This is a genomic window from Calditrichia bacterium (assembly GCA_020634975.1).
Classification (GTDB): domain Bacteria; phylum Calditrichota; class Calditrichia; order RBG-13-44-9; family J075; genus JACKAQ01.
In genome coordinates this window covers 2013008-2033206 of sequence record JACKAQ010000001.1, presented here as the reverse complement: position 1 = coordinate 2033206, position 20199 = coordinate 2013008, and the positions used below count along the sequence as shown (strand labels likewise).

Sequence of the window (20199 nt, the reverse complement as noted above, 5' to 3'; positions counted from 1 at the left end):
GGGCGGGAATATAGCAAAAATGAGATTGCATTTGTAGCTTTTTTTGATTCTGCAACATTGTGCATCCAATTTTCAGCGATGGAACGCGACGCTGAAAAAATGGGTTTCGCCCAAATCGAAGTGATACTGCATCGCGTAACCGATATCCAGTTGCATCGCGCTGAACTGAACGCCTGCCGACGGTTTGTCCGCCTGCGTGTTGTATCCGCTTTGGATCGCGAGCTGTTCAGAAATTTGGTAACTCACGCCAACAGCAACTTCCGGCGCATACCAGCGATCCTTTTCCACCGATAAAAAAGCCTGCAGCGCCGCAACAGGTTGATACGCAACGCCAATCCGCATTGCCTGCGGCAGTTCTTCGGTGTAGCCATTCAATTCCGGTTGATTGATATTTTCGATGGCGGCGCCAATTTGCCACTGTTCGGAGAGCGAATACAGCAACCCGACGCTTACACCAAAAGTGCCGGTGCTCTCATAATTTTCCACAGAAATACGGTAGAGATGCGCAGAAAATCCCGCGCTCAGCCGATCCGAGAGCATCACCCGTGCGGCGTTCAGCGTAATTCGCGTTTCGGAATACAGATTTCCGCCAAAACTTTCCACGGAAGCACCCACGCCCCAATCGCGCAGCGGCAGCGAAAAAATGCCGTTGGTGTAGCGCAACTCCGCAAGATTAAAGAGCCGGGAATAATTGAGCGCGGCGTAAAAACCGGCAGCATTTGCCGAAAGCGCGGGATTCAGCAAAAAACCGTCCCGTCCCGGTGCAGCTAAATAGCTGTTCGAAAGCGCGGCATGGCGGGCGCTATACGCCGGAAAATCAAATGCGGCGTGGGCACAAATGCTCCACCACAACAGCGCTACCATACAAACGTAGCGTTTTTTCATGTTCAATTACTGTGTTTTGGCGTGATGACGATACGGAAATAATTTTTCCAGAATCCGGTTGCGCTCGATAATCAATGCTTCCTGAATGACCGGTTGTTCCACCAGCCCGTCCAGTCGGGTGCGATTATATGTGGAAAGGTTCTGCTGCGCAAAAACCAGGATTTCTTTTTTCTCTTTTTCGGGAAGACCCTGGAAACGGTCTTCGTAAAAGCTTTTTTTCTTTTGGACTTCGGCGTGATCTTTAATGAATTCTTCAACAAAATTTTGGTAATCAAATGCACCGGGCGATTGCGGGGCATATTCGAAAATGCTTTGCCCGTGCGAAGCCGCTTCTTTCAGCGCGACGTTGTTGCGGATGTTGCTCTGATACAAACTCTGCGGGAAGTTTTTGCGTAAAATATCGCGGACTTCCTGTGCGTGACGGGTGCGGAAATCGCACATGGTCATCAGCACACCCTTAAATTTGAGGGTTCGGTTTAGGCTTTGTTTTACCGTCCGGTATGTTTCATAAAGCGGTTTGATCGCGCGCATCGGGAAAAATTCCGGTGAAACCACCAGAATCAGCTCTTTGCTGGCAACCAGCGCATTCACAGACAAAATACCGAGGTTCGGCGGGCAGTCAATCAAAATGAAATCGTATTGATGACTGACCGGGTGCAGCATATCACGCAGCACAAATTCCCGCTGAAAGGATTTGTACAGCGTAAATTCGATGGATGTCATTTCAATATTATTGGGCAGGATGTGCAGGTTTTCGCTGCGACGTAATACAACTTCATCAAACGTTTTTTCTTTGAGAAACAGTTGGGTGAGGGTTGGGCTGAGCAAATCCGTATCGTAACCGAAATGCTGCGTTAAATTGCCCTGCGGATCCATATCTACAGCCAGCACTTTAAATCCCTGCTGCGCGAGATAACTTGCCGTATTTACGGTTGTTGTGGTTTTACCGCAACCGCCTTTTTGTATTATAAAGGAAACAACTTGTGCCATACCCAATCACCAATTTCTGTTTATCGTGACAAAAATACCGTGAATTGCCAGAAAATGCAATAGTTTAGATGAAAAAAAATTCACTATTTATCGAGCCTGTTTGCAAGATGGTTAAAATTGGCCCAAATCGGTTGACAAAAGGACTTTTTTTTGTTTTATTTATCAGTTTGAAACTAAACCAAAATGGTGGAGACGTAAACCATGAAAAGAACATTCCAACCCCATAACCGCAAGCGCGTCAATAAGCACGGTTTTCGGACCCGTATGGCTTCGAAAAACGGCCGCAAAGTGTTGGCAAGCCGTCGTGCAAAAGGACGTAAGCGGTTAACAGTAAGTGGATAAACCGCTTGCACGATTTACACTGCCGCGCCGCCGGATGCTCAAACACCAGCCTGAAATTCAGGAGGTGTTATCCTCCGGTAAACGCGTGCCGGGCAAGTTTGCAAATATGTTTTTCAAAACCGCAGATTCTGCGAAATTTGCGGTTTTGGTGCCCCGGCGATTGGGAAATGCGGTGCATCGCAATAAAATGAAACGCCTTGCGCGGGAAATTTATCGCCGCAATCCCGAGTGGTTTAAACAACAATACGTCATCTTTTTTATGAAACGATATACAACTGATTATGACGCATTGGAAAAAGATATTCACCAATTGGTGATGCGAAAATGAAGTATGTACTCATTGGTCTGGTTAAATTTTATCAGTTATTTATTTCCCCTTTTTTCCCGCCAACCTGCAGATTTTATCCCACTTGTTCACAATATGCCCTCGAAGCGTTGCGCGAACATGGCGCATGGAAAGGGAGCTGGCTGGCAATTCGGAGAATTTCCAAATGTCATCCGTTTCATGAAGGGGGAGTCGATTTGGTCCCGCCAAAATCAACAAGGATAGAGAATGGAGAATAAACGCGCGTTTATTGGTATTTTTCTGATTATTCTGGTCACTTTTACCATGCCGTATTTTATGCAGTGGTTAAGTGGCGAAAACCCTTATGTACCCGGTGATCTGGTTAGCGATACTACCCGTTCGGCAATGGCCGCCAAAGCGGATTCGGATTCGGTCGCGACCCGGCAACTGCCGCCGCAACAGCGGGAAGAAGCTATCCGGGAATCGATTGATCCGGAACCCGAAGCGTTGGCCGCATCCGTTACCGGCATCGAAAGCGATTCATCGGAAAAACAAATTTTTTTCGAAAACGAATTAGTGAAAGCTACGCTGAGCAATCGCGGCGGCGGGCATTTGGTATCGTGGGAACTGAAAAAACATGACTACTATTACGGTGGCAACGTTAACCTGATTCAACCCAATATCACCGAAACGCCTTTTGGTGGCAACGGGCTGGCGCTTTCGCTGGTGGACAAAGACGGTCAAAATGTGAAGTTGAATAATCTGCTTCTGCAAACCGATCTCGCCAACGGCCAGAAAATTATTCTGGACGAAAACAACCCGGAAGCATCGCTGGAATTCTATCTGCCCATCAAAGGCGGCAGAATTGTAAAGGAATACAAGCTCCGTTACGATAGCTACGCGATGGATGTTGTGGTGCGGTTCGAAAATCCCGAGCAGTTTATCGGCAATCGCTGGTATTCGTTCGGCTGGAAAAACGGGCTGGCAGCCACCGAAGAAAACAAACGCGATGATTACGATTACGCGCGCGGTTACGTTTCGCTCGGCGGTGAACTGGAAAAGCTGGATGTTTCCGAAGAAGAAACTGAAAAGCTGGAAAAAACCGGTCAGATCAACTGGACGGCCATTCGAACCAAATATTTTCTCGCCGCAATTATTCCGCATGTCAAAGATGATATGAGCGTGAACATGACGGCGCAGGCGTATGGCGAAAAAGATCATATCCTGAAAGTGTTTGAAACAGATTTGGGCGTTGGTTTTCCATTGGAAAGAGCCGCCACTTACACCGACACATTTACCGTGTATATCGGTCCGATCAGCATTGGCGATCTGGAGCCATATAATGTAGGGCTGGAAAACCTGGTGATGAACCGCGATTGGTATGAGGAAATTTTCCGTCCGATCAGCCGTTGGATCATTCTCCCGGCGTTTACAGCGCTGCACAATTTTATCCCGAATTACGGTTTTGTGATTATTGTTTTCTCGATATTGGTGAAACTGCTGCTGCACCCGCTCACCAAAAAAAGCTACGAATCCATGAGCCGGATGCAGGTGCTTAGCCCCAAAATGACCGAAATGCGGGAAAAATACAAAAACGAGCCCCAACGCCTCAATAGCGAAATGATGAAGCTTTACAAAGAACAGGGGGTAAATCCGCTCGGCGGATGTTTGCCGATGTTGCTGCAAATGCCGCTGTTATTTGCGCTGTTCATTGTGTTTCGCTCTACCATTCAGTTACGGGGCGAACCGTTCGTTGGTTGGATTACCGACCTGTCGCGACCGGACGCGCTGCAGTTGGGGACAACGTTGCCGTTCATTGGCGATACGCTGCACGTTCTGCCGATTTTGATGGGCTTAACAATGATCTGGCAATCGAAAATGACGGTCACCGATCCGAAACAGAAGGCCATGGTTTATTTTATGCCGCTGTTCCTGATTTTCATTTTTTATTCGCTGCCTTCCGGTTTGAACATGTATTACGCCATTTTCAACCTGTTGAGCATGGTGCAAACACATATGATCAAGAAAAAAATGGGCGTAGCAGATGCCGCCGCAACCGGTAGCTCCGGTGACGACGCACCCAAAAAAGCAGATAAACCGGCGCCCAAAAAAGCGCTGTCCATTAAAGAGCAAATTGCCCAACGACGGGCCGGAACCGCTCAGGGCAATCGCACCCAGCGCCGTCAATCAAAAAAGAAGTAAGCCAATTTTTAAATACAGCAACGGACGCGCAGGGCGATGGCAACATCTCCTGCGCGTTTGTTTATTTGGGGATATTTTATGAAATACATTTCCCGGGATGATACAATTGTTGCGCTATCCACGCCGATGGGCAGCGGGGCAATTGCCGTTGTTCGGCTGAGCGGCGCACAGTCGCTGGATATTCTCAATCCGTTGCTCAAACGCGCGATCACGCCGGAACATGCCCGACAGGCCGTATTCAACGAATTGCGCGGAACGGAAAACGGCGCATCGCTGGATCAGGTGGTTACCACATTTTTTCAATCCCCGAAATCATACACCGGCGAGGATCTGGTGGAAATCAGCTGCCACTGCAATCCGTTGATTATCAACCGGATTATCAGCGAAATTGTGCGGCGCGGCGCCCGGATTGCCGATCCCGGCGAGTTCACTTTTCGGGCGTTTTTGAATGGGAAAATGGATCTCTCGCAGGCGGAAGCCGTGTCCGAAATTATCAGTGCGCGCTCTCGCCAAAGTGTTTCGCAATCGTTGCGGCATCTCGAAGGGCGTCTTTCGGAAAAAATTCACGAGATCAAAACCGATATTTTGAACCATCTCGCGCTGCTGGAAATAAATCTCGATTTTTCTGATGAAGAAATTGAAGTGATGCCGGTTGCCGAAATGTCCGCAAAAATGCGGCAAGTGATCGGCCAAATTGAATCGCTGCTGAACACTTACGATTACGGACGGCTGTTGCAGGAAGGCGTGAAGCTTCTCATTTTGGGCAAACCGAATGTCGGGAAATCCAGCCTGTTGAACCAGTTGCTCCAGCGCGACCGCGCGATTGTCAGCGATATTCCCGGCACCACCCGCGATTACATCGAAGCGACGATGGAGCTGGACGGATTGGCGGTTCAGGCGGTGGACACCGCAGGCATCCGCAAAACCGAAGACAAAATCGAAGCGATCGGCGTTCAGCGGGCGATGGAGCACATCCAAACGGCAGATGTTGCGTTGTGCATTTTTGACGGCCACACCGGATTGGACGCAGATGACCGCGTGTTGCTGGACATTATCCGCGATCACGGCGAAGCGGTGAACATCGTGCTGGCGTTGAACAAATCGGATCTGCCCGAAAATTCCCAAACCCGGACAACGCTGGAAAAACTAAATTTTCCGCTGGTGCAAATTTCAGCAAAAACCGGCGCCGGCGCTGCAGCGTTAAAACATGCGCTAAAGCAGGTCCTCATCAGCGATACCAGCATGGAATCCGAGGAAATTGTAGTAACCAGCGCCCGCCACAAAAACGTGCTGGAGCGAACCATCACCGCGCTGCAAAACGCCATCGAAGCCATCGAAATGCACGCCACAGAAGAAATTATTTCGGTGGATATTCGCTTGGCGCTCGATTGCCTCGGCGAGATCACCGGCGAAACCACACCGGATGATGTGATCAATCATATTTTTGCCAATTTTTGCATCGGCAAATAACCTGCACCACAGTCACTAACGGTTCAATTATAACTTTTCTGCTAATCTTTTCAAGCCGTTTCCCGATGACTACTATCTTGCATTTTACAAGGGAAAAGGGACAAAAATGGCTTGGTTAAAGAACCTGACATTCAAATTCAAATTGTTGCTGTTGGTCAGTATTTCGATGATGGCGATGGTGTTTTTTTCAGCCAATCAAATTTCAGAAAAACGGCAAATCGCATCGTCAATGGCACAAGTCGTAAAGCTTGTCGAATTGTCCACCAAAATCAGTGCGTTGGTTCACGAAACCCAAAAAGAACGCGGACGCACCGCCGGATTTATCGGCAGCCAGGGTGTACAATTCAAAACCGAGCTGGTTGCCCAACGCTCGATCACCGATGAAAAATCGGCGGAGTTGGCTGCGTTTTTAAGCGATTTTTCCAAATCCGCATATGGCGAAGAGTTCCGGGAATTGCTGGAATCCGCCCGATCAGATTTATCCCGAATAGGGGAAACACGTCAAAAAATTTCGGCGCTTCAACTGCCCATCGATGCAGCGCTGGCTTATTACACCGGAATGAATGCCAAATTTTTGAACACGATTGCAAAAGGTTCCGGCGTTAGTAACGACCCTGAAATCTCAGTAGAATTAACAGCTTACGCGAATTTTTTGAAATCGAAAGAGCGTTCCGGTATCGAACGCGCGGTGTTGAGCAACACTTTTGCGCGCGATAATTTTGCTGGCGAAAATTTCAAAAAATTTCACGGACTGGTTGTCGCCCAGGATACTTATGTTGATGTTTTTATGTCACTTGCGTCGCCTGACCAAAAAACCTATTATCAAGAAATTACCCAAAACGACGCGTTTGAAAACGTGTTGAAATTCCGGTCCGTTGCTTATGCGCATTTTTACGAAGGCGGCTTTGGCGTGGATGCCGGTGAATGGTTCAATACGATAACCGAAAAAATCAATTTTTTGAAAAATGTAGAAGACCGGCTTTCTGTTGATCTGTTGAGCCATGCCGGAGCAAATTATTCCCGCGCCAACGGCGAATTTATTTTCTTTCTCGCTATTGCGCTGTTGAGTTTTGCGATTTCTTTTGGGGTGGGATATCTGGTGTATCGCCAGATTGCCGAGCCGATTGTTGCGATGCAGGTCGCTGCCAAACGGCTTTCCGAAGGCGATCTGGATTTGCAGATCAGTTATCGTTCCAAAGATGAGCTGGGGCAATTGGGTGATTCGTTCCGTGACTTCATCGAGCGGCTCCGGGAGATCGTCAATTCGGTTCAGAACTCTGCCGGATCGACCCTGGACAGCAGCGTGGAATTCCGCAGTGCGTCGGATCAAATTGCCGGCGCGTCAACGGAGCAAGCCGCTACAATCGAAGAAATATCCGCATCAATCGAAGAGATATCTGCGAATATTGCCCAAAGTGCGGAAAACGCGGCCCACACAGAAACGATAGCCCAAAACGTATCACAGCATGCCAGCGTTGGCGGTGAAGCGGTAATGCAAACGGTTTCCGCGATGCGGGAAATTGTGTCCAAAATATCGATCATCGGTGAAATTGCCCGGCAAACCAATTTGCTGGCATTGAACGCCGCCATCGAAGCCGCCCGCGCCGGCGAGAGCGGACGCGGTTTTGCTGTTGTGGCAGCGGAAGTGCGAAAATTGGCGGAACGCAGTCAGGCTGCCGCCGGTGAAATAAATGAGGTTTCCGCAAAAAATATTGTGATCGCAGAAAAAGCCGGTGAAACCCTGCAATTCATTCTGCCGGAAATCGAAAAAACCGCGGAACTGGTTCGTCAAATCAGTATAGCAAGTAGCGAGCAATCCAGCGGCATTGAGCAAATCAACAAAGCAATCCAGCAGTTTGATCAGGCAATTCAGCAGAATGCCGCATCGGCAGAGGAGCTTTCCGCATCTGCAACCGAACTGCAAGCCACTGCAACGGAAGTCAAAACTGCGATAGATTTTTTCTCTCTGAACCAGTCGGATATTTCACAATCTCAATTGGGTTTGCCCAAGCGCAGGACCGCGTTGCCGCAACCCGCTGCCAAAACCCTCGTTTAAAATTAAAAACATGAAGCCGTCGGTGGAAGTCGCTCGTCACCGGCGGTAAATTTTCCTGTCCGCAAATTGCATATTAAATTCAATATTGTAATGCGACCTAAAAGGTCGTATTTTTCTTTTCTTCGAAAATCCGCAACAGTCGAAACATGTTTTGCAAGCGGATACGTTTCACGTGAAACAAATGAGGTTTATGAAATGAATAGATTTGATGTGGTTGTCGCTGGCGGGGGGCACGCCGGAATTGAAGCGGCGTTGGCAACCGCCCGACTCGGTTTGAAAACAGCGATGGTGACGCTCAAAAAAGAAACCATCGGGAAAATGTCCTGCAATCCGGCAATTGGCGGACTAGCGAAAGGACACCTCGTTCGCGAGATCGACGCGCTGGGTGGCGAAATGGGCAAAATTATCGACAAAACCGGTATTCATTTCAAAATGCTCAATCGTTCCAAAGGTCCGGCAGTTTGGTCGCCGCGGGCGCAGGCGGATCGGCTGGAATACATGTACGATGCACAGCGACGCATTTTTGCGCAGGAAAATCTGGAAGTGATCGCCGGTTCCGTAATCGGCGTGATTCAGCAAAACGGCAAAGTTGTCGCCGCCAAGCTGGAAGATGGCAGCGAAATTCCCTGCCGCGCAATTGTACTCACTTGCGGCACTTTTTTGAACGGCTGCATTCATATCGGATTAAACAATATGGCGAGTGGTCGCGCCGGGGAAAAAGCGGTTAAGGGACTGACGGAATCGCTGCTGGAAATGGGGTTTCAGACCGGGCGATTGAAAACAGGTACGCCGCCGCGAGTGCATATCGACAGTATTGATTTCAGTAAAACCGAAGCGCAGCATCCGGACAATCCGCCGGTGCCGTTTTCGTTTCAGACGGAAAAAATTGAACGCGAACAGATTAATTGTTACATCACGTACACGACAGAGGAAACGCACGAATTTTTGCGCACCGGGTTGGATCGCTCACCGATGTATACCGGTAAAATTCAGGGGTTGGGACCGCGTTACTGCCCGTCTATCGAGGATAAAATTGTGCGGTTCGCCGATAAAGATCGCCACCAGATTTTTCTGGAGCCGGAAGGTTTCAACAATCCTGAAGTGTATGTGAACGGTTTTTCCACCAGCCTCCCGGGCGATGTGCAGGAAAAAGCGATTCGCACCGTTCCGGGAATGGAAAATGCGCAGATTCTGCGGCTCGGTTACGCAGTGGAGTACGACTTTTTTCCGTCGTATCAGGTGCATTCGACCCTCGAAACGAAGTTGGTTGAAGGCTTGTATTTCGCCGGACAAATTAACGGAACCTCGGGTTACGAAGAAGCTGCTGCGCAGGGATTGGTCGCCGGCATCAACGCGGCGATGAAATTGCTCGATCGCGAGGCGTTTATTCTGGATCGCTCCGAAGCTTACATCGGCGTGATGGTGGATGATTTGATCAACAAAATGATTCTGGAGCCGTATCGCATGTTTACGTCGCGGGCGGAATTTCGGTTGCTGTTGCGCCACGACAATGCAGATTTGCGATTGATGGAAACCGGTCATCGCATCGGATTGATTTCTGATGCCGTGTTTGAAAAAATGTCTCGTCGCCGCGAAGAAATCGAATTGTTGCAACACAAGATTAACGGCATGTCGATTACGCAAGATCAGTTTAATGAATACGCCGATTCGGTGGGAACCACGGGTATCAAACAGCAGACGCCGTTGCATCTGGTGCTCCGCCGCCCCGAAGTGACGCTCAAAGATTTGATAAATATCATTGCTGAGATTGATGGCGAATACAGCGAGTCTACCGTTGCGGAGGTTGAGTTTGCCTGCAAATATGAAGGCTTTTTGAAGCGCCAGCAGGAATTGGTGGATAAGTTCAAAAAAATGGAAGATACGATTATTCCGGACTGGTTGGATTATCGGGCAATTTCGTCAATGTCAACCGAAAGCCGGGAAAAGCTGGCACAAGTTCGCCCGCGTTCATTGGGACAAGCCGCGCGCATTTCCGGCGTACGCCACAGTGATGTTACGATATTGATGATCCATATCGAAAAAGGCGCTCGGAGCAATGGTGGTGTTTCACGTGAAACAGTTTTAGTGTGATCTTTATCGGAAATTTTGATAGCAGTGTTTCACGTGAAACAGTCGAATTGTAAATAAAGAAAGCCGCGATATTCGCGGCTTTTGTGTTTCTGGGGATAATTGGTGTTGTTGTTATGCTTTTTTTTGCACTTTCCAGACGGAGTCTGTGAAATAGCGCTTTGAGTCGAAGAGTTGTTTAATGATCTGGTAGCCGGTTGCTTCGGCGAGTTCCAGAATGTCCGATGCGAGATATTTGTAGGAATACTCCGTGTGGATAGGTTCCCACGAACGAAACGAGAATGTCTGCCCCAGTTTTTGAATGGACACTTCCTGGTTTTCCAGGCTGACTAAATAGCTTTCGATCGCACCGGAGAAAACATTGTAGGTGGCAAAAAAGCGAAATTTGTTCAGGTCGAAATTGCCGCCAAGTTCCCGGTTGATCCGGTTGAGCAAATTCAGGTTGAATGCTGCGGTAATGCCCTGGGAATCATTGTAGGCGTCAAGCATCAAGTCGATATCTTTCTTTAAATCAAATCCGATAAATACATAATCGCCATTGTTGAGCGTATTCCAGAGGCTGCGCAAAAACACTTTTGCCTGCGGTTTCGGAAAATTGCCGAGGTTTGAGCCCAAAATCAAAACCAGATTTCGGCGGTCGTTGTAGGTGGAAAGCCATTTTAAACCGTCAAAATATTCCGCAACAATGCCGGTTGTTGTAATGTCCGGAAAGCGTTTTTGCATCGTGTCCGTTAGTTCGCGCATGGCACCTTCGGATATGTCAATCGGTATGTATTGGAATGCCAATCCCTGATTTTGGAAATATTCGATGAGCAGGCTGGTTTTGCTGCCGTCGCCCGCACCAAGTTCAACGATGTTGAATGATTCATCCAGCAATAGTGGTAACAGCGCAGATTTTTGCGTTTCAATGATCTCTGTCTCGCAGCGGGTGAGGTAATATTCTGGCAAGTTCATGATTTTTTGAAAATAGACGGAGCCGGTGTCGTCGTAAAAATATTTGGACGACAATCGTTTAGGGTGTTCGGAAAGACCGTTCAGCACATCCAGCGCAAAGGTGGTTTCGCTGTTGCTAACATTCTGCAGATCTTGTGGTGATAGTATTTTGTATGATTTGCTCATTGCGAATTCCCGGTATATCATGATTTTGATTGTTAGCGTTAAATTAAACCGACAGCATCGCCTGCGCAATCAGTTTTGTTTTTCGGGGTATATCGAAATAGAAAACTGTTGGCGCGTCTCTTAAAAATCTGTATAATTCAAGCCGATTCAATAAAAAGTCATTTGTAACTTTCTCGAACAACAGCGATCAAATACAATAGCGTGGACATGGATAAAGCCCGAACAAAACAACTGGTGAAACGCGCCAAATCCGGCGATGACGATGCTTTTACAGAGTTAATTGAGCTTTACAGTGAGCGCATTTACAATTTGGGACTGCGCATTTTGCGTCGCCCGGATGATGCGGCGGATGTGCTTCAGGAAACATTTATCAAGGTTTATGAGAAAATCGATACGTTTGATGGACGTGCGGATTTTTTTACCTGGCTGTATCGCATCGCAACCAATGAAGCGCTGATGCGTATCCGCAAAGAAAAACGAACCGTGCTCAGCGATACAGAGCTGGAAAAATATTACGATCGCCCGAACAGTGCGGAAATTCAGGAGTGGCAGGATGTGCCGCTGCGCGATATGCTCAGCAGAGAATTCAAAAAGCATCTGGACAAAGCGGTAGAAGCGCTGCCGGAAATTTATCGCTCCGTGTTTGTGCTGCGCGATCTGGAAAGTATCTCCACCCGGGAAACCAGCAAAATTTTGGGCATCACCGAAACCAACGTAAAGGTTCGGCTGAAACGTGCCCGAATGTATTTGAGAGAGCAATTGGTTGATTACATGAACGAATTTCAGGGGATTTCGTCATAATGAACAAACATTCAAAAAAGATTCTCGATGAACTGTGCAATTATCTTGGTTACGATCTGGAAGGTTGTATGTGTAAAGAACTGCATAGCGCAGTGGAAAAAGATGAGGATTTGCAGGAGTACATCGATTCCGTAAAAAAGACGGTGAGCATCTGCAAAGAGGTTTACAAAGAAGAATGCCTGCCGGAGGATGTGAAAGCAAACTTGCTGGACAAGATCAAAACAAAAAAGCGCCCAACCCAGTGCGATGACTGATATTGAGCGCCAAAACTCACTCTGCAAAATGTTGTTTACTACCGCTTAATGTTCTTCTTCGTGTGCTTCTTCACCGTCGTTTGAGCTTCCCATATCGGCGCCGCCAAGGTTGCCGAGTTCCTGCTGAGTCCACTCACGCAACACTGCCAGTTCCGCTGCGCTCACTTCTGCATCGCCGTGCATAATTAAATAAATCGGCATGGGCATTTTGCCTTCTTCAACTTCTTCCACGATTTCTTCCAGCCGTTTCATTTTGCGCTTCTGGTTCAGTTTATCCCATTCGGAAAAATTGAGGTGTTCGCGACCTTCTTCCACATCGTGCTTTACCAGCCAGGAAACCGGCGCAACATAGCTATACCACGGCCACACGGTTTCGTTTGAATGGCAGTCAAAACAGGAGCGCTGCATAATTTGTTGAACGTTGTCCGGCATCACCAGTTTTTCAGTCGCGGGTGGATTTGAACGATCAACCGGCACCAGTTGAATGAGCACCAAAACAGCCGCAACACCAATCAATATCCATCTCAACATTTGTAATTCCTCCAATCGGTTTCACTTTGATAGCGAATTTAATCACAACCGGAAATCCGGGCAATAGTATTATCGCGTCTAATCAAAATCTAATTCTGTTGATAAGTGCCTGTTTTTGATCGTCTTATAAAAAATAAACAGTGGTTCTTGTTTCATAAATTTGATACAGCTGATTACCTCTTCGTCGGATTACTCAATCACGAAATGGAGTTTGCTGTGCGCTTCGCGGATGGCGGCTTCGGCTTCTTCCGGGAGCGTTTCACGTGCAAAAATGAACCCGAGATAGCGCCCGCCCCAGGGCATCGGTTCCACCGGCTGATCCACCGGAATGGTGATGATCACATTTTCGATGCCCGGAACCGCTTTGGCTTCGTCCACGCCGTTGATCGATTTGAGCATACCGCTTTTCGGTATGGGAATCATCATTACTGCGGCGGCGGAGCGTTCCCGTTGAATGTTGCTGATGTCTTCGCCAATCGCCTGCCGGAGAATCAATTCCTCCAGCGTTATGCCATCGCCAAAACGGAGCACCCGCGAGCACAGTCCGCCGATGGATCGCGCTGCCAGCTCAATCACAAATGAGCCTTTGTCGTTGATGCGCACTTCCGCGTGCACCGGCCCGTTGCGCAACCCCATTCCCAACGCGGCGCGATGCACAGAATGGGTCACTTCCCGCTGCACATATGCCGGCAACAGCGATGGCGTCGCGTAGATGGTTTCCACAAAATGAGGGCCTTCCAGCGGATCGGGTTTATCGAAAATCGCCAGCGTTTTAAATTCGCCGTTGATGAGAATGCCTTCAAGGGCAATTTCCACGCCGGGAATGTAGCTCTCCACCAAAATATGGCTGGCTTCGTCATTATATGCTTTTGCGGCAACAGCCGGATCGGCGATCAAATTGCTGATGCGCTCGAACGCTGCCACAAATTCATCGCGATTGTTTGCGCGAATCACGCCGCGACTGGCGGACAGAAACAGCGGTTTCAGCACACAGGGAAAATCGATTTGTTTGGCGATTCGCGAGGGATTTTTCTTCGCCGGGAAAATCCGGAAAAAGGGATAATTCAATCCGGCTGCGGCAATTTTTTGGCGCATTTGATATTTGTTGCGCGCCGAGCGAACCGCTTCCACAGGATTGTGGGGCAAATGTAATATTTGCGCCAGCAGCGCGGCAACATATGCGGATGTATCGTCCACGCCCACAATGGCATCGAACGCCGGATGTTCAAAACCGCGTCGGGCCACAAATTGTTTGATGCCCTCGGCGAGCGTTTCCGGTTTCCGGAAGTTCAGCGCGAGCGTTGTGTCCGGCACCAGCGCAGCCATTGCCTGCCGGTGATCTGCCGCGACAATCAGCTCAACGCCGATTTTTTGCGCCGCAACCATAAAATCGTGCGTGCGATAAGTGCTGGATGGAATAACGAGCAGGATGCGTTTCATTTTTAAAGGATAATGGTTAAAGGATAAAGGATAAATAAGAACAAAAAGAAAAACAGAAAATGGTAAACTGAACCGTAGAGGCGCTTCACGAAGCGCCTAAAAAAATCACGAAGCGCCTAAAATTTTCAATATCCAATGGCAATTGATCACCAATTAATTATTGGGCGATGATGCCGGTTTGCTTTCCACGGTTCGGCTGGCCAGTGGTGGTTCGATGATGTAAACTTTCAGCAAAACGGCCATCACCAGCACGGAAATGGCACCGAGAATGGTGTTGCTGGCAAAGCCATATTTACTGTATGTGAGCCCGGAAACCACGCCACCGAGCCCCATCCCCACCTGCCCGAGCGCGATGGTTAGGCTCATCATCGAGCCACGCCGTTCCGCCGGAACAATTTCAGAAATGAGCGCCTGAAACGGACTGAGCCGCGCACCCTGTAAAATCATAAAAATAAAAATGTAAACAAATGATAGCCAGAACGTCTGGACAATCAGGGTGGTGAAAACCATCATCACGCCGAGTCCGAGCGATGCGGCAATGATCAGCGATTTTCGCCCGATCCGGTCGGAGAGGCGCCCGGCGCGCGGCCCGGACAAGATAGAGGCAATCCCGCCGACAAAAAATAACGACGCAATTTCGTATCCGGTAACGCCAAATTGTTCGGTTAGCCACGTTGGCCAATACACGATAAACAGCGATAATCCCAAATACGTCAATCCGTAAATCGCGGCGATGGTGCGTGTTTGCACAGAGCCGAGCATTCCCCAATATTTTTTGAGAATTTCACCTGGCGTCAGGCGATCTTCCGAAAGCTGCACGTCCGGCTGCGGCACCGCAAACCAGGTCAGCACAAATGCGCCGAACATTGTTACGGCAAAAAATGTAAACGGTCCGCGAAACCCGAACCACTCCGCCAGCAGCGTGCCCATCGGGATGCCCAAAATGCTGCCAGTCGCCATTCCGGTAGAAATCCAGCCGTTTGCCCAACCGCGCCGTTCGTACGGAAAATAATCGCCGACATACGACACTGTGGAGCCGGTGAGCATGCCGCCGGCGCATCCGGCAACTGCCCGAACGGTCATCATCGAAAAATAATCGAATGCAAAATAGTGCAGGAACAGCGCCAGGCTCATTGCGCCGGTGCCCAGCAAAATAATTTTCCGGCGACCGATTTTATCGGAAATGGGCCCGATGACCAGCGCAAAAACACCCAGCATCACTGCGTATGCCGTAATTAACGTGCCGCTCAGGGCTTCGGGAATATTCAGCTCTGCGCTGATTTGGGGCAAAATCGGGGAAATAATCATCAATTGGCTGGTGGCGGAAAACATCAGCAGCCAAAGCGCCAGTAAAATCAGGCTGTCTTTCGAAGGTTGTTTTGTCATCTGAATCTATATTTTTCCGGGCGGCAGTTGATTGAGGAGTGTCTGTCGATTACTTCTGCAATAGACGAATAAACCGCCAAAAAAGTTTTCGGTTATTTTATCGGGAATTTAACCCGGCAAATGTTCACTATTTATTTTTTCCCGCAATGGTGCGGGTTAAAAAATCAAAGTATTACTATCGCCATTGAACAGTGGTGATCAAAGCGTTTTATTTTTCCACAGGTTTTTGCTGGCAACAATTTTTGGCGATTATCTGCCGCGCCAAATTTCGAACCAGCACAGCGCGGATAATTTCGGCGAGAGCGATTGCAGCGCTTCCGGCACCTGATGGACCCGGAATTTCAACCGCAATTTGCTGGCGGTTGCCTGCATTTCCGGCAAATCGGAGGTGCCTTTCCAGAGCAGAAAACGCCCGGTGCGGCGCAGATACGGCGTGCCCCATTCGATCAATTTGGGAATGGCCGCCACTGCCCGAACGGTTACGAGATCAAATTTATGGTGGAATTCGCCGCGTTTGCCCAACATTTCCACCCGGTCGTTTACCACGGTGGCGTGCGGCAATTGCAGCGTTTGGATGGCATTTTCCAAAAATGCGCTTTTTTTGCGGATGGATTCGACCATCAGCAGTTGCCATTGCGGATACAAAATTTTCAGCGGAATCGCCGGAAAGCCGCCGCCGCTGCCGATATCCATCACCCAACATTGCGCCGGCAGATCGATAAACGTCGACGGAATGATCGAGGGCAAAAAATGGTGTGTCCACAAATTATCCACATCCTGCCGGGAAATCAAATTGATGCGCTGGTTCCAATCGCGCAACACATCCGCAAATTGGGAAAACTGCGCAATTTGTTCATCCGCGATACCCGGGAAAAGCTGTTTCAGTTCTTCATTTTTCATCGGCAAAATTTCGATATTAATTTTTGTAATTCAAACAACCATATCATATTTTGTTCGGGAATGGATATTAATTGACGGGCAATGCCTTTTTGCCCGGCTGGTTCAACAAAAAAACGGGATATTTTTTAGATGAATAGTTATCGAACAATGATTGTTCTGATCGTTTTTTTCATCAGCGGAATGCTGACGGGGCAAACGCTGCAATCCAAATATCTGCAACATCCGGATAACGTGATCGGCTACATGGACAGCACCGCCGGCTTCTGGCTGGATGCATGGGACAACACATACGGCGGATTTTACACCGATGTTAATCGCACCGGAACGCCAACCGGCACCACCAAATGGACCATTTCGCAATCGCGGAACGCCTACGGAATGACCCGCGCCTACATGATCACCGGCGATACATTATACATAAATCTGGCACGCGAAACCCTGCAATTTATGTACGATCACTGTTGGGACGCTGCAAACGGCGGTTGGTATCAGCGGGTGAATCGCAACGGCTCGCCGCAATCGCCGACCGCAAACAAAAACGCATTCGACCAGCATTATGCCTTGCTGGGCATCGCTGCATTTTACGAAGCCACCCGCGATTCGCTGGCATGGGAATGGTTGCAGCGCGGATACGCGGATCTTGAAGCGCATCTCTGGGATGATCGCCCGGATTATTTCGGCTATTTTGATGTGGGCACCTACAACTGGACCGCATCGACCAACAAAAGTTTCAACGCGACGGTGGATGCCATGACCACCCATTTGCTCTATTTATATTTGATGACCGAAGATGCCCAATATCTCGATCGTCTCCGCGAAATTGCGGATAACATGCTCAACCGGCTGATCGCTTCGATGCCCAATCAGTCCATCGGTTTTGCGGAAGGCTACAACAGCAACTGGTCCGTAACCGGCAGCAACACAATGACAATTATGGGGCACGTGCTGAAAACCGGCTGGTGTCTGGCGCGGATGGATCAGATCGACCCGAATCCCGATTATTTGCAGGGCGCAAAAACCACCGTCGATCATGTGCTGGATAACGGCTACGATCACGAATACGGCGGGCCATACAAAGATTACAACCGCGTCACCGGCGACATGCTGATGTGGGGAATTCCCGATACCGCCAAAGCCTGGTGGCAAATGGAACAGGCCATCACCGCCGGACTGCAACTATACAGCCTCACCGGAGAGCAGCAATATTTGCAGGTCGCCGACGAATCGCTCGATTTTTTCATGAAATATTTTGTGGATCACGAATACGGCGAAGTGTATGAAAACCGCGCCCGCGACGGCAGTTTTATCACCCAATGGGGTACTACCAAAGGCGGTTCCGGCAAAGCGGCGTATCACTCCACCGAAACCGGATATTACACCTACGTGTACGGAAATTTGCTGGTGCACAAACAGGCAGCAACGCTGTTTTATGAATTTGACGATGCAGATTCGCTGCGCGAATTTCACATGACACCGTTGGCGATTCGCGATACGGCGCTGGTCATCGCAGCTGTCACCCGCGACGAACAGCCATATGCCGATTTTGACGCACAACAGCGCATTTTGCGATTGGCAGCCGGCGTCGGTGGTGAGTTTGCTGTAACCTATGCACCGGCCGCACCGCTGGCTATCGCAGAAACCGGCAACACGTTGCCGGATGGCTTTTCGCTGGCGCAAAATTATCCCAACCCGTTTAATCCGGTAACGCACATCGATTACCAATTGTCAAATTTCAGCGATGTTAAATTGCAAATTTACAATACTTTGGGACAGTTAGTGAAAACGCTGGTGAACGGTCAGCAATCCGCCGGGAAATTTTCTGTTCAGTGGGATGGCACCAATCAACTTGGCGAACGCGTGAGCAGCGGTGTTTACATGTATCGCCTCGCGGTTGGCAATGCTGTTCAATCCCAAAAAATGGTTTTAATGCGATAGTTCTACTTAAGTCACATAATCCTGTGAAGAATCCATTAATTTGGTCGAAAATTTTGCAGATCAAATTAAACAATGGAGGTTTATCCATGAACAAATGGATTCTGATCGTAACAATGTGGTTGGGTTTTACTGCTGTAACAATTGCTGATGTCATAAATGTGCCGGATGATTTTGGAACCATTCAGCAAGCGATCGACAGTGCGCAGGTAGGCGATACGGTGTTGGTTGCACCGGGAACGTATGTGGAAAATGTCGATTTTCACGGGAAAAAATTGGTGGTCGCGTCCTGGTTTTTAACAACCGGCGATACATCCTATATTTCCCAAACCGTGATCGATGGAAATGCAGACAGCACCACGGTTTCCATCCAGAATTTTGAACCTGCCGGTACGGAATTAACCGGTTTTTCGATCACCAACGGGTTGGGCACCGGCGATTGGCCCAACGTTCGCGGTGGTGGAATTCACATCAGAACCAGCTCACCCTCAATTCGCTACTGCTATATTTACAATAACGAAACGGTTGGCAGTTCCAATCGCGGTGCAGGAATTTATGCGTCATCGCAATATTCCTATATTTCCAACTGCCGGATTTACAACAACACATCGTTTGTCGGTCCGGGAATTGCCATCGGCAATGGTGCGTTTGGCACCATCGTCGATAGTTGCTGGATCGCCAACAATTTTGGTTTAGATGCCATTTTGATAGCTTACAGCCAATTTGTCACCATCAGTAACACATTTATTGTGGATAACGATTCGCGGGCATTGCGGTCGTTTACTTCCAACGCCACCAAACTCATTCACTGCACCATCGCCGGAAACGGTGCCGAAGGCGTGGCAGCATACGGCAATGGCGCGGATACAACGTATATCATCAACAGCATTATTTATGGCAACAATCCATCATTTGATTTCGGAAACGATACGCTTGTTGTCGCCCAATATTCTTTGATTGAGGGAGCAGATACAAGCTACTTTTTCGGCACCGGCTGTTTGGATGCCGATCCGTTGTTTGCCCCAAATTACCAACTCAGCGAAAATTCCCCGGCAATTGATGCGGGTGATCCCACTATGCCGCTGGACCCGGATGGCACCGTTGCGGATATGGGTGCAGCTTATTACAATCAAAACGTAACCGCAATTGGTGATGATGATAGCGCAATACCCACAAAAATTACTCTCTTTGCCAATTATCCAAACCCGTTCAATCCCGAAACGACGATTGGTTTTCAATTGCCAGCCGCCGGAGATGTGACGTTGGAAATTTACACCATTACCGGACAGTTGGTAAAAACATTGGTGGGCGGCTTGCAGCCTGCCGGAAAATTTACGGTAAAATGGAATGGCACTAACCAGTTTGGCAAACCGGTGAGTAGCGGTGTTTACCTCTATCGCCTTGCTGTTGGCAATGTTGTTCAAACCCGAAAAATGATTCTACTTCGGTAATAATTTTATTCTTATTCGAAAGGGCGAACGGTTGTTCGCCCTTTTTTTATTAAACCACAATGACTT

At 48.7% G+C, this 20199-nt stretch carries 18 protein-coding genes; 11 read left to right on the top strand and 7 right to left on the bottom strand.

The features are described from left to right. Positions 1 to 72: 72 nt before the first annotated feature. The gene (gene traF / locus H6629_08250; GenBank protein ID MCB9067781.1) at positions 73 to 885 is read right to left on the bottom strand and encodes a conjugal transfer protein TraF; all 813 of its coding nucleotides are present in this window, start codon (positions 883 to 885) and stop codon (positions 73 to 75) included. Between the two features lie 6 nt (positions 886 to 891). Continuing rightward, positions 892 to 1875 (bottom strand): ParA family protein, encoded by a 984-nt coding sequence (locus tag H6629_08245; GenBank protein ID MCB9067780.1) that lies wholly within the window; start codon positions 1873 to 1875, stop codon positions 892 to 894. A 201-nt stretch (positions 1876 to 2076) separates the two neighbouring features. Here H6629_08245 and rpmH point away from each other — a divergent pair, with 201 nt between their 5' ends. From rpmH to mnmG, 7 genes are all read left to right on the top strand, one after another. Then, complete coding sequence (gene rpmH, locus H6629_08240) at positions 2077 to 2217, top strand: 50S ribosomal protein L34 (protein MCB9067779.1); 141 nt, start codon at positions 2077 to 2079, stop codon at positions 2215 to 2217. After that, the gene (gene rnpA, locus H6629_08235) at positions 2210 to 2545 is read left to right on the top strand and encodes a ribonuclease P protein component (protein MCB9067778.1); all 336 of its coding nucleotides are present in this window, start codon (positions 2210 to 2212) and stop codon (positions 2543 to 2545) included. The genes rpmH and rnpA overlap by 8 nt, the downstream gene beginning before the upstream one ends. Beyond that, the gene (yidD, locus tag H6629_08230; protein MCB9067777.1) at positions 2542 to 2781 is read left to right on the top strand and encodes a membrane protein insertion efficiency factor YidD; all 240 of its coding nucleotides are present in this window, start codon (positions 2542 to 2544) and stop codon (positions 2779 to 2781) included. The genes rnpA and yidD overlap by 4 nt, the downstream gene beginning before the upstream one ends. Beyond that, positions 2771 to 4705: a membrane protein insertase YidC gene (gene yidC / locus H6629_08225; protein ID MCB9067776.1), complete on the top strand. Its 1935-nt coding sequence runs from the start codon at positions 2771 to 2773 to the stop codon at positions 4703 to 4705. The genes yidD and yidC overlap by 11 nt, the downstream gene beginning before the upstream one ends. A 78-nt stretch (positions 4706 to 4783) precedes the next feature. Beyond that, a complete protein-coding gene (gene mnmE, locus H6629_08220; protein MCB9067775.1) occupies positions 4784 to 6175 on the top strand; it encodes a tRNA uridine-5-carboxymethylaminomethyl(34) synthesis GTPase MnmE in 1392 nt (463 codons plus the stop codon). A 106-nt stretch (positions 6176 to 6281) separates the two neighbouring features. Next, positions 6282 to 8231, top strand: coding sequence for a nitrate- and nitrite sensing domain-containing protein (locus H6629_08215; protein MCB9067774.1), 1950 nt, complete (start codon positions 6282 to 6284; stop codon positions 8229 to 8231). A gap of 195 nt (positions 8232 to 8426) precedes the next feature. Next, positions 8427 to 10322, top strand: coding sequence for a tRNA uridine-5-carboxymethylaminomethyl(34) synthesis enzyme MnmG (mnmG, locus tag H6629_08210; GenBank protein MCB9067773.1), 1896 nt, complete (start codon positions 8427 to 8429; stop codon positions 10320 to 10322). A gap of 111 nt (positions 10323 to 10433) precedes the next feature. On the opposite strand, the gene egtD is transcribed toward mnmG, so the two are convergent. After that, positions 10434 to 11438, bottom strand: a complete 1005-nt coding sequence (egtD, locus tag H6629_08205; protein ID MCB9067772.1) for an L-histidine N(alpha)-methyltransferase — start codon at positions 11436 to 11438, stop codon at positions 10434 to 10436. 207 nt (positions 11439 to 11645) lie between these two features. Between egtD and H6629_08200 the strand changes: the two genes are divergently transcribed. Then, positions 11646 to 12239, top strand: coding sequence for a sigma-70 family RNA polymerase sigma factor (locus H6629_08200; GenBank protein MCB9067771.1), 594 nt, complete (start codon positions 11646 to 11648; stop codon positions 12237 to 12239). Beyond that, positions 12239 to 12493, top strand: coding sequence for a hypothetical protein (locus H6629_08195; protein ID MCB9067770.1), 255 nt, complete (start codon positions 12239 to 12241; stop codon positions 12491 to 12493). The genes H6629_08200 and H6629_08195 overlap by 1 nt, the downstream gene beginning before the upstream one ends. A 45-nt stretch (positions 12494 to 12538) precedes the next feature. On the opposite strand, the gene H6629_08190 is transcribed toward H6629_08195, so the two are convergent. The 4 genes from H6629_08190 to rsmG all read right to left on the bottom strand — a co-directional run bounded on the left by H6629_08190 (position 12539) and on the right by rsmG (position 16750). Next, complete coding sequence (locus H6629_08190; GenBank protein MCB9067769.1) at positions 12539 to 13024, bottom strand: heme-binding domain-containing protein; 486 nt, start codon at positions 13022 to 13024, stop codon at positions 12539 to 12541. A gap of 189 nt (positions 13025 to 13213) precedes the next feature. Beyond that, on the bottom strand, positions 13214 to 14464 hold the full coding sequence (locus tag H6629_08185; GenBank protein MCB9067768.1) for an ATP-grasp domain-containing protein: 1251 nt from the start codon (positions 14462 to 14464) through the stop codon (positions 13214 to 13216). Positions 14465 to 14617: 153 nt separating this feature from the next. After that, positions 14618 to 15850: an MFS transporter gene (locus tag H6629_08180; protein MCB9067767.1), complete on the bottom strand. Its 1233-nt coding sequence runs from the start codon at positions 15848 to 15850 to the stop codon at positions 14618 to 14620. A gap of 249 nt (positions 15851 to 16099) precedes the next feature. After that, positions 16100 to 16750: a 16S rRNA (guanine(527)-N(7))-methyltransferase RsmG gene (rsmG, locus tag H6629_08175; protein ID MCB9067766.1), complete on the bottom strand. Its 651-nt coding sequence runs from the start codon at positions 16748 to 16750 to the stop codon at positions 16100 to 16102. Between the two features lie 129 nt (positions 16751 to 16879). On the opposite strand from rsmG, the gene H6629_08170 reads away from it, so the two are divergent. Both H6629_08170 and H6629_08165 read left to right on the top strand, forming a co-directional pair. After that, positions 16880 to 18685 (top strand): AGE family epimerase/isomerase, encoded by a 1806-nt coding sequence (locus H6629_08170; GenBank protein ID MCB9067765.1) that lies wholly within the window; start codon positions 16880 to 16882, stop codon positions 18683 to 18685. Positions 18686 to 18771: 86 nt separating this feature from the next. After that, on the top strand, positions 18772 to 20133 hold the full coding sequence (locus H6629_08165) for a right-handed parallel beta-helix repeat-containing protein (protein ID MCB9067764.1): 1362 nt from the start codon (positions 18772 to 18774) through the stop codon (positions 20131 to 20133). Positions 20134 to 20199 lie beyond the last annotated feature (66 nt).

What these genes read in the sequence shown, in the direction of transcription:
- H6629_08195 (MCB9067770.1), top strand. Translation starts at nt 12,239, where the DNA reads ATGAACAAACATTCAAAAAAGATTCTCGATGAACTGTGCAATTATCTT.
- yidC (MCB9067776.1), top strand. Translation starts at nt 2,771, where the DNA reads ATGGAGAATAAACGCGCGTTTATTGGTATTTTTCTGATTATTCTGGTC.
- traF (MCB9067781.1), bottom strand. Translation starts at nt 885, where the DNA reads ATGAAAAAACGCTACGTTTGTATGGTAGCGCTGTTGTGGTGGAGCATT.
- H6629_08180 (MCB9067767.1), bottom strand. Translation starts at nt 15,850, where the DNA reads ATGACAAAACAACCTTCGAAAGACAGCCTGATTTTACTGGCGCTTTGG.
- yidD (MCB9067777.1), top strand. Translation starts at nt 2,542, where the DNA reads ATGAAGTATGTACTCATTGGTCTGGTTAAATTTTATCAGTTATTTATT.
- H6629_08170 (MCB9067765.1), top strand. Translation starts at nt 16,880, where the DNA reads ATGAATAGTTATCGAACAATGATTGTTCTGATCGTTTTTTTCATCAGC.
- mnmG (MCB9067773.1), top strand. Translation starts at nt 8,427, where the DNA reads ATGAATAGATTTGATGTGGTTGTCGCTGGCGGGGGGCACGCCGGAATT.
- mnmE (MCB9067775.1), top strand. Translation starts at nt 4,784, where the DNA reads ATGAAATACATTTCCCGGGATGATACAATTGTTGCGCTATCCACGCCG.
- rsmG (MCB9067766.1), bottom strand. Translation starts at nt 16,750, where the DNA reads ATGAAAAATGAAGAACTGAAACAGCTTTTCCCGGGTATCGCGGATGAA.
- H6629_08215 (MCB9067774.1), top strand. Translation starts at nt 6,282, where the DNA reads ATGGCTTGGTTAAAGAACCTGACATTCAAATTCAAATTGTTGCTGTTG.
- H6629_08165 (MCB9067764.1), top strand. Translation starts at nt 18,772, where the DNA reads ATGAACAAATGGATTCTGATCGTAACAATGTGGTTGGGTTTTACTGCT.
- rpmH (MCB9067779.1), top strand. Translation starts at nt 2,077, where the DNA reads ATGAAAAGAACATTCCAACCCCATAACCGCAAGCGCGTCAATAAGCAC.
- H6629_08190 (MCB9067769.1), bottom strand. Translation starts at nt 13,024, where the DNA reads ATGTTGAGATGGATATTGATTGGTGTTGCGGCTGTTTTGGTGCTCATT.
- H6629_08200 (MCB9067771.1), top strand. Translation starts at nt 11,646, where the DNA reads ATGGATAAAGCCCGAACAAAACAACTGGTGAAACGCGCCAAATCCGGC.
- egtD (MCB9067772.1), bottom strand. Translation starts at nt 11,438, where the DNA reads ATGAGCAAATCATACAAAATACTATCACCACAAGATCTGCAGAATGTT.
- H6629_08245 (MCB9067780.1), bottom strand. Translation starts at nt 1,875, where the DNA reads ATGGCACAAGTTGTTTCCTTTATAATACAAAAAGGCGGTTGCGGTAAA.
- H6629_08185 (MCB9067768.1), bottom strand. Translation starts at nt 14,464, where the DNA reads ATGAAACGCATCCTGCTCGTTATTCCATCCAGCACTTATCGCACGCAC.